This window comes from Streptomyces sp. NBC_00335 (assembly GCF_036127095.1).
Taxonomy (GTDB): domain Bacteria; phylum Actinomycetota; class Actinomycetes; order Streptomycetales; family Streptomycetaceae; genus Streptomyces.
This window is the reverse complement of record NZ_CP108006.1, coordinates 1,159,796-1,173,840: the sequence shown is the minus strand read 5'-3', so window position 1 is coordinate 1,173,840 and position 14,045 is coordinate 1,159,796. Positions and strand designations below refer to the sequence as shown.

General features: G+C 71.9%; 11 protein-coding genes. 7 read left to right on the top strand and 4 right to left on the bottom strand.

From position 1 onward, the window contains the following. The first annotated feature begins 142 nt into the window (after window positions 1–142). On the top strand, window positions 143–571 hold the full coding sequence (locus OHA37_RS05395) for a hypothetical protein (RefSeq protein ID WP_266902997.1): 429 nt from the start codon (window positions 143–145) through the stop codon (window positions 569–571). On the opposite strand, the gene OHA37_RS05390 is transcribed toward OHA37_RS05395, so the two are convergent. Continuing rightward, the gene (locus OHA37_RS05390) at window positions 555–1,754 is read right to left on the bottom strand and encodes a PP2C family protein-serine/threonine phosphatase (RefSeq protein ID WP_266902995.1); all 1,200 of its coding nucleotides are present in this window, start codon (window positions 1,752–1,754) and stop codon (window positions 555–557) included. The two genes, OHA37_RS05395 and OHA37_RS05390, sit on opposite strands and share 17 nt — an antisense overlap. Before the next feature lie 214 nt (window positions 1,755–1,968). Beyond that, window positions 1,969–4,035 (bottom strand): phosphocholine-specific phospholipase C, encoded by a 2,067-nt coding sequence (locus tag OHA37_RS05385; protein WP_266902993.1) that lies wholly within the window; start codon window positions 4,033–4,035, stop codon window positions 1,969–1,971. Between the two features lie 233 nt (window positions 4,036–4,268). On the opposite strand from OHA37_RS05385, the gene OHA37_RS05380 reads away from it, so the two are divergent. Further along, the gene (locus OHA37_RS05380) at window positions 4,269–6,119 is read left to right on the top strand and encodes an ABC transporter ATP-binding protein (protein WP_266902991.1); all 1,851 of its coding nucleotides are present in this window, start codon (window positions 4,269–4,271) and stop codon (window positions 6,117–6,119) included. A 16-nt stretch (window positions 6,120–6,135) separates the two neighbouring features. On the opposite strand, the gene OHA37_RS05375 is transcribed toward OHA37_RS05380, so the two are convergent. Continuing rightward, a complete protein-coding gene (locus OHA37_RS05375; protein ID WP_266902989.1) occupies window positions 6,136–6,942 on the bottom strand; it encodes an AfsR/SARP family transcriptional regulator in 807 nt (268 codons plus the stop codon). 312 nt (window positions 6,943–7,254) lie between these two features. Here OHA37_RS05375 and OHA37_RS05370 point away from each other — a divergent pair, with 312 nt between their 5' ends. From OHA37_RS05370 to OHA37_RS05350, 5 genes are all read left to right on the top strand, one after another. After that, window positions 7,255–7,521 carry a StsA-related sactipeptide RiPP gene (locus tag OHA37_RS05370; RefSeq protein ID WP_250741964.1) on the top strand — a complete coding sequence of 89 codons (267 nt, stop codon included), beginning with the start codon at window positions 7,255–7,257 and terminating at the stop codon, window positions 7,519–7,521. A gap of 72 nt (window positions 7,522–7,593) precedes the next feature. Beyond that, on the top strand, window positions 7,594–9,093 hold the full coding sequence (stsB, locus tag OHA37_RS05365; RefSeq protein ID WP_266902986.1) for a StsB family radical SAM/SPASM domain sactipeptide maturase: 1,500 nt from the start codon (window positions 7,594–7,596) through the stop codon (window positions 9,091–9,093). Further along, window positions 9,074–9,430 carry a PqqD family protein gene (locus tag OHA37_RS05360; RefSeq protein ID WP_266902984.1) on the top strand — a complete coding sequence of 119 codons (357 nt, stop codon included), beginning with the start codon at window positions 9,074–9,076 and terminating at the stop codon, window positions 9,428–9,430. Before stsB ends, OHA37_RS05360 begins: the two co-directional genes overlap by 20 nt. Continuing rightward, a complete protein-coding gene (locus OHA37_RS05355) occupies window positions 9,427–10,839 on the top strand; it encodes an NAD(P)/FAD-dependent oxidoreductase (RefSeq protein ID WP_266902982.1) in 1,413 nt (470 codons plus the stop codon). Before OHA37_RS05360 ends, OHA37_RS05355 begins: the two co-directional genes overlap by 4 nt. Further along, a complete protein-coding gene (locus OHA37_RS05350) occupies window positions 10,836–12,701 on the top strand; it encodes a S9 family peptidase (protein WP_266902980.1) in 1,866 nt (621 codons plus the stop codon). Before OHA37_RS05355 ends, OHA37_RS05350 begins: the two co-directional genes overlap by 4 nt. Before the next feature lie 7 nt (window positions 12,702–12,708). Here OHA37_RS05350 and OHA37_RS05345 read toward each other — a convergent pair whose 3' ends face one another. Further along, window positions 12,709–13,992: a helix-turn-helix domain-containing protein gene (locus tag OHA37_RS05345; RefSeq protein ID WP_266902978.1), complete on the bottom strand. Its 1,284-nt coding sequence runs from the start codon at window positions 13,990–13,992 to the stop codon at window positions 12,709–12,711. Window positions 13,993–14,045 lie beyond the last annotated feature (53 nt).

The window sequence follows — 14,045 nt, the reverse complement described above, 5'->3', positions numbered from 1 at the left end:
AAATGAGAAGGCGGCCTTTCGTGCGTTCGGGGCCCTGAGGGGCGTTGCACCCGTCGGCCTCGCCCCCGCGGTGCGCCGGCGCGCACATCGTGACCAGGTGCTTTCCCTTGACGGGGTGCCAAAGGATGGCAAGGGAATCCGCATGCGAACCAGCGAGGACGCTCTCCTCGACCTCATCCGGAGCAGCGGCCTGGAAGTGGAAGCGGTCTGGGGGAACGATCCCGGCCCCTCGGTGGACGCGGCCTGGCGTGCCGTGGCGGGGTTCGGCGTGGAGCCCAGCGCGTCCGTTGCCTTGGAGGGGGACCTCGGGGGAGTCCACGAGCTGTGGCTGGAACACGCGCGTCGAGGCGATGTCATCGGTGAGGACGGGAGGTTCCTCCTCACGGCGGTCGTGACCGGAAGCTCCGGAGTCGGCTGGGTCCGGGTACGCCTCACGGACACCGCCGACGTGTCCCGGCTCGTCGACGACCAGGGACGCGTCGAGTTCATCGCCCGCTCCCGGTCCGGCGGCCGCATCTGCGGGATCACCGCGGAGGAGTACGACTACTGGATCGTCACGCTGAGTCTGTGAGCCGGGGGCGCAGGCGCGCGGCCAGCACGGCGACGTCGTCCTCGGCGTGCTGCGCGTCGAGTCCGGCGCAGACCGCGTCCACCACCTCCGGGAGGCTCGTCCGGGAGCCCAGGCGCAGGGCCGCGAGTCTGGCCAGGGACGTCTCGATGTCCTCGCTGCGCCGCTCCACGAGGCCGTCCGTGTACAGCAGCAGGGTCTGGTCCGGGGTGATCGGCCGGGCCAGGGCCTCGTAGCCGCCGACGCCGGTGCCCAGGGGCGGGCCGACGGGTACGTCGATGAGTTCGCCGACGCCGTCGCGGCTGAAGAGAGCGGGCGGCAGGTGCCCCGCGCTGGCGTAGAGGGCCATGCTCCGGGCCGGGTCGATGCGGACGAGCAGGCAGGTGGCGGGCCTGCGGGTGTCGTCGGAGGCGGACAGGGAGTCCAGCTGGCGCAGGACCCGGTGCGGGGCGAGATCGGTGGAGGCGACCTCGCGCAGCACGGAGCGGTAGGCGTTCATGTCGACCGCGGCCTCCAGGCCGTGCCCCATCACGTCCCCGACGGCGAGGAGGGTGCGGCCGAAGTGCAGGCGGATCGTCTCGAACCAGTCGCCGCCGACCAGGGCGCGGGCCCCGGCGGGCAGGTAGCGGCTGGCGACCTCCAGGTTGGGGTGGGGCCGGCCGGGTTCCGCGACCAGGGCGCGTTGCAGATCGAGCGCGGTCGTCTCCGTCGCCGCGAGGCGCCGGGCGTGACCGAGGTGGATGGCGGTCAGGCGGGCCGCGAAGTGCAGGGTCGCCAGCTCGTGGTCCCCGTAATCTCCCCGCGTGCGGGAGGTGAGGAGCCTGCCGTACAGCTCGCCGCGGGCGGTCAGCGGGACCGAGGCGAGGTACGTGCGGGTGGCCCCGGCGCCCGCGGTCCACGTTTCGAGGGGATGGTCGCGGTCCAGCGCCCGGACCAGCGCCGCGCCGCCGGCGCCGGTCGCGTCCAGGAGGGCCGTCGCGCCGGCCACCGCCACGCGTTCGGTACGGGCGCCCGGGCCGATGGCGCCGGGACCGGTCAGGTCCACGGCCGCGGCGTCGGACAGGGTGCGGCACAGGAATCCGGCCAGCTCCCGGCAGGTCTGCCGCTCGTCGGGGGAGGTTCCGATCTGCTCCAGGGCCTCCTCCATGGAGCGCAGCCGCGCCTCCAGCCCGCCCTGTTCCGACACGTGCCTCCTTCGCCCGCCACTCGCCGCTCCACTGCCCTGGAGGGCATTGCATCAGCCCGCCCGCCCCGCGGGCGCCAACCTGGCGGGTGTTGCGGGACGGATCCTGCGGCTGAAGCGCGCCTGAAGCGCGCCTGAGGCGCGAAGTGCCCGCGGGGCCGCCTGGAGCGGCGCCGCGGGCACTTCGTCGTGAGGTGCCGTCAGGAGGACTGGTCCGTCAGGAGGACTGGTCCGTCAGGATCGCCGGGTCCGACAGGCCCGCCGCGCCGGTCTCCACCTTTCCGGCGAAGCGGCGCAGGAAGGCCGGGGAGCCGGAGGCGGTGACCGTCACGTCGTACCAGCGGCGGGTGTTCTTCAGGGAGACGGTGTGCGTGACGGTGGCGCCCTTGGCGACCGTGAGGCGCTTCGGGCTGCCGCCGTAGGCGTTGGCGACGGTCAGCGTGGCGGTGGCGGTTCCCGCGTTGGTGAGGGTCAGGTCCAGGTTCCCGGTCCTGGCGTTGTGGCGGGCGGTGACCTCGGGGCCGGGGGTGGTGCCCGGGTTGCGGAAGCCGCGCAGGAAGCCGTTGGGGCCGTGCACGGTCAGGTCGGTAGACCCGGCCGAGTAGGCGGTGTTCCAGGTGTCCGCGATCGACTTGCCGGCTTCGGTGGTGTAGGTCCAGGGGGCGTCGGTGCGGTTGCCGGAGGTGACGTAGAACTGCGCGCCCAGCTCCGGGCCGCCGCTGAACGTCAGCCGGAACTTGCCGTCCGCGACGAGCGCGGCGCCGTCCACGTACGGGGCGTACTTGAGCGCGCGGGTGGGGCGCAGCCCCTTCTCCTGGCGGGGCATGGCCCCCTGCGCCGGCGGGTTGGCCCGGAAGTCGGGGTGGCGCTCGCGGTCCGGCGGGAACCAGCCGTCGGTGTCGGGCAGCGGGGCCGGGGCGGTGTCCTTGCGGGCGAAGTCGAAGGCGGAGGTGAGGTCACCGCAGACGGCGCGGCGCCAGGGCGAGATGTTGGGCTCGTGGACGCCGAAGCGCTGCTCCATGAAGCGGATGACCGAGGTGTGGTCGAAGGTCTCGGAGCAGGCGTAACCGCCGGTGCTCCAGGGGGAGACCACGAGCATCGGCACGCGCGGGCCCAGGCCGTAGGGTCCGGCCACGTACCCGGCCTTGCCGGGGAACACGTCCAAGGCGGTGGGCGTGGTCGACAGGCCCTGCGCGGCGCCGGCGGGCGCGTACGGCGGGACGACGTGGTCGAAGAAGCCGTCGTTCTCGTCGTAGGTGATGAACAGCGCGGTACGGGCCCACACGTCGGGGTTGGCGGTGAGCGCGTCCAGGACCTGGGAGATGTACCAGGCGCCGTAGTTGGAAGGCCAGTTGGAGTGCTCGCTGAAGGCCTCGGGGGCGGCTATCCAGGAGATCTTCGGGAGGGTGCCGTTCACGACGTCCGCACGCAGCTGGTCGAAGTAGCCTTCGCCCGCTGCGGCGTTGGTGCCCGTACGGGCCTTCTCGTACAGGGCGCTGCCGGGCTGGGCGCCCCGGTAGGTGTTGAAGTACAGAAGGGAGTTGTCCCCGTAGTTGCCGCGGTAGGCGTCGTTGATCCAGCCCCAGGAGCCGGCGGCGTCGAGGCCGTCGCCGATGTCCTGGTAGACCTTCCAGGAGACCCCGGCCGCCTCCAGGCGCTCCGGGTAGGTGGTCCAGCCGTAGCCGGCCTCGGCGTTGTTGAGGACGGGGCCGCCGCCCTGGCCGTCGTTGCCGGTGTGGCCCGACCAGAGGTAGTAGCGGTTGGGGTCGGTGGAGCCGATGAACGAGCAGTGGTAGGCGTCGCAGATGGTGAACGCGTCCGCCAGGGCGTAGTGGAAGGGGATGTCCTGGCGGGTCAGGTGGGCCATCGTGGTGGCGGTCTTGGCGGGCACCCAGTTGTCGTACTTGCCCTTGTTGAAGGCGCTCTGGCCGCCCGCCCAGTCGTGGTTGAGGCCCTGGAGGAACTCCATGCCGAGGTCCTCGGACGGCGGCCGGAAGGGCAGCGTCTCCTTCGTGCCGTCGGACTGGTGCCAGACGGACTTGCCGCTGGGCAGGGTCACCGGGCGCGGGTCGCCGAAGCCGCGGACACCGCGCAACGCGCCGAAGTAGTGGTCGAAGGAACGGTTCTCCTGCATGAGCACCACGATGTGCTCGACGTCCGCGATGGAGCCGGTGGTCCCCTGCGCGGGGATCGCGGCGGCACGGGCGATGCTTTCGCCCAGCATCGTCAGGGCCGTGGTGCCGCCCGCGAGCTGCAGGAAACGCCGACGATTGAGTTCTGCCATGGCGGGAACGACCTCCGCGGTTGAGGGGTGCTGAGCAACCCCAGCACAGCGCGTCCGGGGTTCCGGTAAGGGAGCCTGGCGTGACGCGGGTGCGTACACCAGGCGAACGGCGGTCGGCTTTCGAGCCCAGGTCGGCCGGTTTTGGGCTACCGGGAGAAAAGCCTTGGACCGCGTGGGCGCCCGTGCGGGACACTCCGCTCTCCGACCAGACGGTCCGAGAAGGCAGGGTTGGGATGGGATCGCCCGAATCGCACGATAGTTCACGGAACACGAGTCCACCGCGCAGGAGTCCGGTACTCCTCGCACTTCGCTACTACGGGCGGGAGCTGGTCCGCCTGCGATGGCTGACGGCGCCCGCGATGCTGCTCCCGGCGCTGGGCAACATCGGCATCCACTACGTCGCGCCGCTGGTCGTCGCGAAGCTCGTCGGCCGCATCGCGGGAGGAGAGCCGGTCGCCGAGGGGATCGGCGGCGCCCTCGGCTGGGCCATGCCCTACGTCCTAAGCTTCGCCGCGGTCCTGCTGCTCGCGGAGGCGTTCTGGCGCCTCGGACTGCACTGTCTGAACCGCCTCGACGCCCGCGGGATCGAGCAGCTCTACGTCACCGGTATGGATGAACTCTTCGCCAAGGACGCGGCGTTCTTCCACGACAACTTCGCCGGATCGCTGACGAAGCGGGTCCTGAGCTTCGCCTCCCGCTTCGAGGAGTTCGTCGACACGCTGACGTTCTCGGTCATGGGCAGCTTCGTGCCCCTGCTGTTCGCCTCGGTGGTGCTGTGGCAGTACGACCCGCTGCTCGTCGTCGGGCTCCTGGTGATGATCACGATCACGGGGCTGTGCGTGGCGCCCCTGATCCGCCGCCGCCAGGTGCTCGTCGCCCGGCGGGAGGAGGCGATCGCCCGGGTGTCCGGCCACGTGGCGGACAGCCTGATGAACATGGACACCGTCCGGGCCTTCGCCGCCGAATCGCGCGAGGCCGCCGAACACCGCACCCGGGTCGCGGAGTCGAGGAAACTCACCCTGCGCTCGTGGGACTACGGCAACCTGCGCATCGACACGCTGGTCGCGCCGCTGTCCGTGGCGACCAACGTGCTGGGGCTGATGCTCGCCATCGTGCTCGGCGGGGGAGCGCACGGGGTGGAGGCGGTCATCGTCGCCTTCACCTACTACGCCGGCGCGACGCGGATCATGTTCGAGTTCAACCAGATCTACCGCCGCCTGGAGAGCTCGATGACGGAGGCCGCACAGTTCACCGAACTGCTGCTGACACCGCCGACCGTGCTCGACCCGGTGGAGCCGGAACCGCTGCGGCGCCCGCCGGCCGCCGATGTGCGGTTCGAGCGGGTGACCTTCGGCCACGAGGGCGGGAAGCCCCTCTTCGAGGGCCTGGACCTGGACGTGCCCGGAGGCTCGAAGCTCGGTCTCGTCGGCCGGTCCGGCGGGGGCAAGACCACGCTCACCCGGCTGCTGCTGCGGATGACGGACATCGACGGCGGCCGGATCCTGATCGGCGGGCAGGACATCAGCCGGCTGAGCCAGGCCGACCTGCGCAGCCTGATCGCCTACGTCCCCCAGGACCCGGCGATGTTCCACCGCACGCTGCGCGACAACATCGCCTTCGCCCGCCCGGGCGCCACCGAGGCGGAGATCCGCCGCGCGGCCGAGGCGGCGCACGTCACGGAGTTCGCCGACGGGCTGGCGGACGGCTTCGACACCATGGTGGGCGAGCGCGGGGTGAAGCTGTCCGGCGGGCAGCGCCAGCGGGTCGCCCTCGCCCGGGCGATCCTGCGCGACGCGCCGATCCTGCTCCTCGACGAGGCGACCAGCGCCCTGGACTCCGAGAGCGAGATCCTGGTCCAGGACGCGCTGTGGCGGCTGATGGACGGGCGGACGGCGCTCGTGGTCGCGCACCGGCTGAGCACGGTCGCCACCATGGACCAGCTCGTCGTGCTCGACCACGGCCGGATCGTCGAGCAGGGCACGCACCACCAACTGCTGGCCGCGGAGGGCGCCTACGCGAAGCTGTGGCAGCACCAGTCGGGCGGCTTCATCGACGACACCGGGGCACGGGCCGACATGCGCTGACCGGGTGGACGGGCGGTCAGAACTCCGCGGCGAGGGCGAGCTGTCGCTCGCGGTCCTGTCTGAGCAGCTGGGGGATGGCGCCGCTCGGCGCGACGCCCAGTTCGGTGGAGAGCAGTTCCTGATAGCCGCGGTAGCGGCGGTGAGCGTCGGCGATCTCGCCGACGAACAGGCACGATTGCACGGCTATCCGCCGGGGCCCCTCCCGCAGGGGGTCGGCCTGGGTCGCGGCGTCGGCCAGTTCGAGCACCGCGGAGTGCTGCCGGTGCTGGAGGAACCTCTCGGCGAGCCGTTCCAGGGTCTGCACGCGCTGGAGCCTCCACTTCTCCTGGAACGGTACGAGCCAGTCGTCGTCCCAGTCGTTCAGCAGCGGGTGCCGCAGGAGGCTCCACGCCTGCGGCAGCCGGTCCTCGGCGCCCGCGGCCGCCCCGGCCGCGGGCCCGGCGGCTCCGACCGCCGCCCCCGGCGCCCCCGACGTCCCGACCGCCCCGGACACCGCCGCGATCAGCCTGGCCGCCGCCCGGTAGTCCACCTCGACGTGATCGGCGAGGCTGATGGTGGTGTGCGAGGCCCTCAGCAGCCCCCCGGCCGTGGCCTGATTTAACCGCCACACGGTCTGGCGCAACCGGGCCCCCGCCCGGTCCGGCGGGGCATCGGGCCACAGCCGGGCGGCCAGGTCGCCGCGCCGCAGCGGGCGGTCGGCGAGCACCAGGGCGGCGACGAGCCGTTGCTGGATGTCGCTGAGATCGGTGACCCGCTGGTCGGTGCGGCAGACGAAGCCTGGCAACAGCGATATGTGCACGATGCCTAAGCCGGTGGGATTCATCGCACCTCTCGGGTCGTCCGACGGGCCGCCGGCCGCCGGGTGGGCGCTCCATTGATCCCTATTTCCACGTTCGCTTCACATGAGCTTCACAACGGCTGTGGTACGAGCGTGCGGCAAGGCCTGGAGATCGTCAACACCCGTGCGCGGCGCGTTCCAGCCGTCCCGACACTCTGTCGGAAGGCGCCACGCCCGCGTTGCGTATGTCCCCTTCGTCGCTCCCGCACAACCCACATTCGTGGGGTTGTTTCACCGGTCCGCCGCGCGCAGTCTCGGTTGCGTCCCCGATCGAACGCGACAGCGAAAGGTGGAAGCATGACCTTCAACGCCCTGGAGTCCCTGCGTGCGGCCGGTGTCATCGGCGGCACGATGGCGCCCGCTCTCGAAGAGTTCTACGCCAGCCTGACTCCCGAGGAGACCAAGGTCCTCATCTCGACGAAGACCCGCCTCGCGGCGATCCTGCCCGACGTGGTGGCGCACTCCCAGGACTGGACCTCCCCCGAGGCCACGAAGGAGGGCTTCGACGCCGCGATGCTCTGTGCCTGCGGCCTCTGGTCGGGATCGGGCCAGGCCGAGAACTGACCGTTTCACAGGCGGGGTCCGGCGGCTCATGCGTCGGGCCGCGCCTGTGCCAGTCCACAGAGAGGAGGCGGGATGCGCGGAAAGCTGGTTCGGAACCTGTCGTTGTTCGAGGTGCCGGGTGACCTGACGTACTTCGTGCACGGAGAGGACCACCTCGTGGTCAACCCGGAGGTGGCCGCCCGGTGCGTGCTCTCCGGACGTGAGTTCCGGGTCCTCGAAGCCCTGGCGTCAGCCCGGGCCCGCGGGGAGCAGCCGGGGCTGGAGCAGAACGACGAGACGGAGCGCGTCCTCGCCAAGCTCATCCTGAACTGGATCGTGTACTTCAACGGCAACAAGCCCAAGGTCAGGCTGGGCGAACCGCCCCTGGGCGTCGCGTACTACGCGATCACCGACGGCTGCAACCTCCGCTGTCCCTACTGCTACGCCTCCTCGGAGAAGTGCCTTCCGGGCGAGCTCGACACCGCCGAGTCCCTGGACCTGGTCTCGCAGATCGCCGACTTCGGCGCCGGGACCATCATCTTCACCGGCGGCGAGCCGATGCTCCGCAAGGACCTCTTCCAGGTCGTCGAGCACGCCAAGAACAGCGGCCTGAAGGCCAACGTCATCACCAACGCCACGATGATCCGGACCGAGGCGAAGGCCAAGCGGTTCGCCGAGCTCTTCGACGCCGTGACCGTGAGCCTCGACGGAGGTACGGCCGAGACCCACGACCGCACCCGCGGCAAGGGCGCCTTCGCCAAGACCCACCGGGCGATCCAGCTCCTCAACGAGGCCGGGGTGGCGCCGGCCATCAACCACATCGTCACCTCGGACAACATCCACGAGCTGGAGGACTTCGCCTCCTTCCTCGACGGGATCGAGATCCACAGCGTCCGCCTGATGAACCACAACGACCTGGGCCGGGGCGCGGACGACGCCTACGACTTCGGGTGGCAGGACCACCTGGACGTGCAGCAGCTCGTCTGGACCTCACCGGTCGCCGGGAAGCTCAAGCCGGACGGCCCGCGGCCGGTCACCGCGTGCTCGGTCAAGGGCAACTGCGGCATGGGTGGGCACGAGATCTACGTCAACTCCCTCGGGGACGTCTACCCGTGCAAACTCGTCACGGGCAAGGGGGAGTTCGCCGGGAACATCAGGAAGCAGCGATTGTCGGAGATCTTCGCCAGCCCGGTCCTGACCTCGATGCGCAAGAGCACCGTGTACGGCGGGGAGTTCCACGCCGACTGCGAGAAGTGCTACATCAAGGCGAACTGCGGCGGCGGCTGCCGGGCCGCGCACATGTCGGAGTCCGGGGACCTGCGGCGCAACAGCCGCCACCTGTGCCGGATCCTGCGCCACGGGGTCACCACGCAGCTGTGGCAGGAGACCGGCGTGACCCGCGCCGAACTTGCCCTGGACGGCGCCGAGATGACCGTCCCCCGGCTGGTCGCCACCGGGGAGGTGCACGAGGCCCACGAGCAGTGGAAGACCTACGTCCGCCCGCCGGCCCCCGTGCCCGCGATCAAGGTGGGCGAACTGATTCCGATCATGCCGGTGAACAGGAGGTTGGGAGATGTCCCTGCACATCAGTGACGCGGTGATCTGGCAGGAGACCGCGGACGGCATCTCGCTCTACCACAGCGAGTCCGGCGACTTCCGCACCCTGAACTCCACGGCCGCCCAGATCTGGGCGCTCGTGGAGAGCGACGGCGACCGGGAGACGGTCATCAGCAACCTGTCGCTCCTGTTCGCCGGGCACAACCCCGTGATGACGGCCCGCATCCGCGCCGAAGTGGACGCCTTCATCAGCTCCATGGTCGAAGCGGAGCTGCTTCTGGAGACGGATGCCGGGACGGAATCCGGTACGGGGTCCGAGGCGGATGCCGGGACGAACGCCCAGACGCGGAGCGAGCCGGCCGCGCGGTCATGACCAAGGCCGTCGTCCTCGGCGGGGGCTTCGCGGGCGTGCTGGTGGCCAAAGTGCTCGCCGGGCACGTCGACGAGGTCACCGTCGTCGAGGGCGGCCGCTACCCGGCCGCCCCGGGGGTCCGGCCGGGGCTGCCGCAGGCGTTCCACAGCCATGTGCTGGTGACCGCCGGCGCCGAGGCGCTGGACACCGTGCTCCCGGGAACGCTGGCGGCGCTCCTCGCCCGGGGTGCGCACCGCCGGGGCCTGCCCGACGGGGCGCTGATCCTGAGCGCGGACGGCTGGTTCCGCCGCCACGAGACCGGAGCCTTCATGGTCTCGTGCAGCCGCTGGCTCATGGACCACGTCATCCGGGAGCGGGCCCTGGCCGACGGGGCGATCACGGTGCGGGAGCGCACCCGGGTCCTGGGACTCGTAGGAGACGCCTCGCGCGTGACCGGAGTCCTGGTCGCGGGCGAGGACGGCTCCGCCGAGACGCTGCGCGCCGACCTCGTGGTGGACGCGACGGGCCGGCGTTCACGGGCCGGACGGTGGCTGACCGCGATCGGCGGACCCGGGGTCGAGGAGGAGGTGGTCGACCCGGGTCTGGCGTACTCCACCCGGATCTACCGGGCCCCGCCCGGCCTCGCCGCCACCCTCCCGGCGATCATGCTGCACCCGCGGCCTTCGAGCGGCCGGCCGGGGTACGGAGCCACGCTGTTCCCCATCGAGGACGGCCGGTGGATCTTCACCCTGACCGGCACGCGCGCCGCCCGGCCGCCGGTGGACGAGCCCGGATTCACGGACTGCGCGCGCTCGCTGCGCTCGCCGATCGCGGCGGAGCTGCTGGCCGCGGCCGAACCCCTCGGCGGGGTCAGGCCGTTCCGTGCCACCGCGAACCGCAGGAGGTTCTTCGAGCGGCTGCCCCTGCCCGAAGGCTTCCTCGTCGTCGGTGACGCGCTGACGGCGGTGAACCCCGTCTACTCGCACGGCATGTCCGTCGCACTGCTCGGCGCCGTGCGGCTGGACCGGGAGCTGACGCAGCGCGGCGCCCGGCCCTCCGCGCTGCCCGCGGTCCAGGCCGCGGTGGCGGAAGTGGCCCGCGAGTCCTGGAGGATGGCGACCGAACAGGACCGGGTACGGGCGGCCGCAGAGGAAGGACCCGTGTCCGCGGAGCCTCCCGTGTCCGCCGCCGGGCTGCGGATGCGGGCGAAGGTGTCCCAAGCAGTGCTCAACAGCCCGGCGTTGATGACCCGCCTCTTCCGAGCCCAGACGCTGGTACCCGCCCCGGCGGGTTCCCCGAGGCCCTCCGCCGGCCCCTCCGCGGCCCCGCCGCTGGACACCGACGAGGCGGTCGCGCAGTTCCCCGGGCTCCGCGACTGGTGGTTCTCGGAGCGCGCCGTCCAACAACCCACCCCGGGAAGGGAACCGTGACCACGGAAGCCGTACCGCTGATCCCGCACTCCGTCCTGTTCGGCAACCCGACGTACCTCGTGCCCGAGATCTCCCCGGACGGGACCCGTCTCGTCTACCTGGCCCCGCACGAGGGCGTGCTGAACGTATGGACGGCGCCGGTGGACCGGCCCGAGGAGGCGAAACCCGTCACCCGTGACCGGGGCCGCGGCATCCGGACGTACGGCCTGTGCCACGACGACCGGACCCTCTTCTACCTGCGCGACCGGGACGGCGACGAGAGCTGGCGGGTCCACCTCGTCGACCTGCTCACCGGCCGGGAACGCTGCGCGACCCCCTTCGACGGTGTCCAGGCGCGGATACTGGCGCACAACCGGTGGCATCCGACGACCGTGCTGATCGGGCTGAACAAGGACCGGCCGGGGCTGCACGACGTCTACGCCCTGGATCTGGTGACCGACCGGCTCACCAAGGTCGCGGAGAATCCCGGGTACCTGAGCTGGATCGTCGACACCGACCTGCGGGTGCGCGGCGGCACGGTGATGAAGCCCGACGGCGGCCTGTCCGTGTACCTCGACCCGCCGGACGCGGCGGGCGGGCCGGGAGGTCCGGACGCCGCCCCGCCCTGGCTGGAGGTGCCCTACGAGGACGCCATGGGGACGCGGGTCGTCGGCTTCTCGCGCGACGGCGCCACCTGCCACCTCCTGTCCTCCATCGGGGCCAACGCCACCCGCCTGTTCGCCGTCGACCTCGCGACCGGGCGGCGGACGCTGCTCGCGGAGGATCCGGTGTACGACGTCAAACAGGTCGAGTTCGACCCGGTGACCCGCAGGCCGCAAGCGGCGCTGTTCGCGAAGGACCGCGACGAATGGGTCTTCCTCGACGAGGAGTTCGGCAAGGACCTCGGCCGGATCCGCGGCGAGCTCGCGCTCCTGTCGGTCGACGGCGAGGTCTACGTGGACCGCACCGACCGCGGCGAACGGCTGTGGACGGTCTCGGTGGTGACCGGAGCCGGTCCCGTCCTCTACTACCTCTACGACCGGCCGGCCGGCGCGCTGCGCTACCTCTTCAGCCACCAGTGGGAGCTGGAGGCGTACACGCTGGCCCGGATGGAGCCCTTCGCCTTCGCCGCGCGCGACGGGGTCACCGTCCACGGCTACGTCACCTGGCCGCCCGGCGCCGAACGCGCGGGCCTGCCCGCGGTGGTGAACGTGCACGGTGGTCCCTGGGCCCGCCACACCTTCGCGTTCGACGAGGAGGCGCAGCTCCTGGCCAACCGGGGCTACGCCTGCGTCCAGGTCAACTTCCGCGGTTCGACGGGCTACGGCAAGGAGTTCCGCAACCTGGGTGCCAAACAGTGGGGCGCCGCGATGCAGACCGATCTGCTCGACGCGGTCGCCCACCTCGTCGCGGGCGGCGGGATCGACCCCGCACGGATCGCCATCATGGGCTGCTCGTACGGGGGTTATGCGGCGCTGGTCGGCGCGGCCTTCACCCCGGAGGTGTTCACCTGCGCGATAGACCTCTGCGGCCCGTCGAACCTGCTGACGCTGCTGGCGGCCGGGGCGCCGTACCGCACCGCGCTGCGCTCCTTCATGCACGCCCAGGTGGGGGACCCGGAGACGGAGCGCGCCATGCTCTGGGAACGCTCTCCGCTGTCGCGGGTCGACGAGATCCGCATCCCCGTCCTGGTCGTCCAGGGCGCCAACGACGTCCGCGTGCCCCGGGCGGAGGCCGAGCAGATCGTCGCGGCGCTGGCGGCCAAGCAACTACCCCACGAATACCTGCTGTTCCCCGACGAGGGACACGGCCTGGCCCGGCCCGCCAACCGGCAGGCCTACTACGCCGCGGTCGAGCGGTTCCTCGCGGAGCACCTGGCCTGAGCCCGGGTCAGGCAAGCACCGCCCGCACCAGGTTCGGCAGGTGCAGGCGGGTCTCGGTCTCCTCGTGCGCCGCCCGGACGAATCCGCCGCCCGTCAGCGCGCTCAGGTCCTCCACCACCCGGTTCAGCGGCCGGTCGAGGGCATCCGAGGCCTCGCACACCGTCAACGGCTTGTCCAGGTCGGCAAGCTCCCAAAGGAGCGCGCGGGCGGCGGGGTCCAGCCGCTCGACCCCGGACCGGATCGGGCAGCCGATCGTCCCGGGAACACCGGCGGGCCGGGCGGCCGCCGGCAGTTCGAGCAACTCGGACGCGGGCATGTCCGCGAGCCGGCGCAGGCTCAGTACCCCGCACCGTGCGGCCGCCGCCTCCAGCGCGGCCGGCAGGCCGTCCAGGGTCCGGCACAGCCGTACCGCCGCCCCCGCGTCCGCCCGGCCGAGCACGAATCCCGGCCGGACTTCCGAGAGCCGGTCCACGAGCAGCCGCACCGACGGGACGCCGGCCAGGACCTCCAGGGAGCCCGCCGCCTCCCAGTCCGGCCCGGGGACGGCCAGCGGTGCGAGCACCGTCCCCTGGACCCCGGCGATGTTCCACGCGGCTCGCGACGTACTGACCACCCGGATGCCGGGACAGTACGCCAGCAGCTCCTCCACGCCGAACGGATCCCGTGCGTCGGCGACCCCGTCGAGGACGAGCAGCACCTCGTGCCGGCCGATGAGCCGGCAGACCGCGGACACGTCCTGCGCACCCGATTCCACGAGCAGGCGCAAGGACCGCAGCAGGGGGCCGAAGACCGCGCCGTGACCGCCCGGGGCCACCGCTCCCGCCCCGATCCACAGCACCGGCCAGCCGCGCCGGGAGCTCAGCCGCGCCGCCGTCTCCGCGGCCACCCGCGACTTCCCCACGCCCGCGAGCCCCGAGAGGGAGATCAGCCGTCGGTGATCCGACTCCAGGGCGCCCACCAGCGCCCGGACCTCCACGTCCCGCCCGAGGAGGGCGTTGACGGACTTGGGTACCGACAGGCAGGGATCGGCGCCGACCGGAGCGGGCCCGCCGCTGCCCAGGCCCGCGGTGACGAAGAGCTCCCGCGCCAGACCCTCCAGCCCCAGGGCGTCGGCGAGCAGCCGGACGGTCTGCATCCGCGCGTTCACCCGGCCCGACTCCAGGGCGCGGATCGTCCGCGGGCTGATCGTCGACAGGTCGGCCAGCGTCCGCTGGGTGAGACCTGCCTGCACGCGCTTGAAGCGGAGCAGTTCGGGAAACGACGGAGCCTGCGCCTCGGCACTGTGGACCATAGGCCAGGAGGGTAGGAGGGACCCGTTCCGTAAGCGTCTCCGGTGCGTCGCCG

What these genes read in the sequence shown, in the direction of transcription:
- OHA37_RS05380 (WP_266902991.1), top strand. Translation starts at nt 4,269, where the DNA reads ATGGGATCGCCCGAATCGCACGATAGTTCACGGAACACGAGTCCACCG.
- OHA37_RS05395 (WP_266902997.1), top strand. Translation starts at nt 143, where the DNA reads ATGCGAACCAGCGAGGACGCTCTCCTCGACCTCATCCGGAGCAGCGGC.
- OHA37_RS05375 (WP_266902989.1), bottom strand. Translation starts at nt 6,942, where the DNA reads ATGAATCCCACCGGCTTAGGCATCGTGCACATATCGCTGTTGCCAGGC.
- OHA37_RS05385 (WP_266902993.1), bottom strand. Translation starts at nt 4,035, where the DNA reads ATGGCAGAACTCAATCGTCGGCGTTTCCTGCAGCTCGCGGGCGGCACC.
- stsB (WP_266902986.1), top strand. Translation starts at nt 7,594, where the DNA reads ATGCGCGGAAAGCTGGTTCGGAACCTGTCGTTGTTCGAGGTGCCGGGT.
- OHA37_RS05355 (WP_266902982.1), top strand. Translation starts at nt 9,427, where the DNA reads ATGACCAAGGCCGTCGTCCTCGGCGGGGGCTTCGCGGGCGTGCTGGTG.
- OHA37_RS05345 (WP_266902978.1), bottom strand. Translation starts at nt 13,992, where the DNA reads ATGGTCCACAGTGCCGAGGCGCAGGCTCCGTCGTTTCCCGAACTGCTC.
- OHA37_RS05360 (WP_266902984.1), top strand. Translation starts at nt 9,074, where the DNA reads ATGTCCCTGCACATCAGTGACGCGGTGATCTGGCAGGAGACCGCGGAC.
- OHA37_RS05370 (WP_250741964.1), top strand. Translation starts at nt 7,255, where the DNA reads ATGACCTTCAACGCCCTGGAGTCCCTGCGTGCGGCCGGTGTCATCGGC.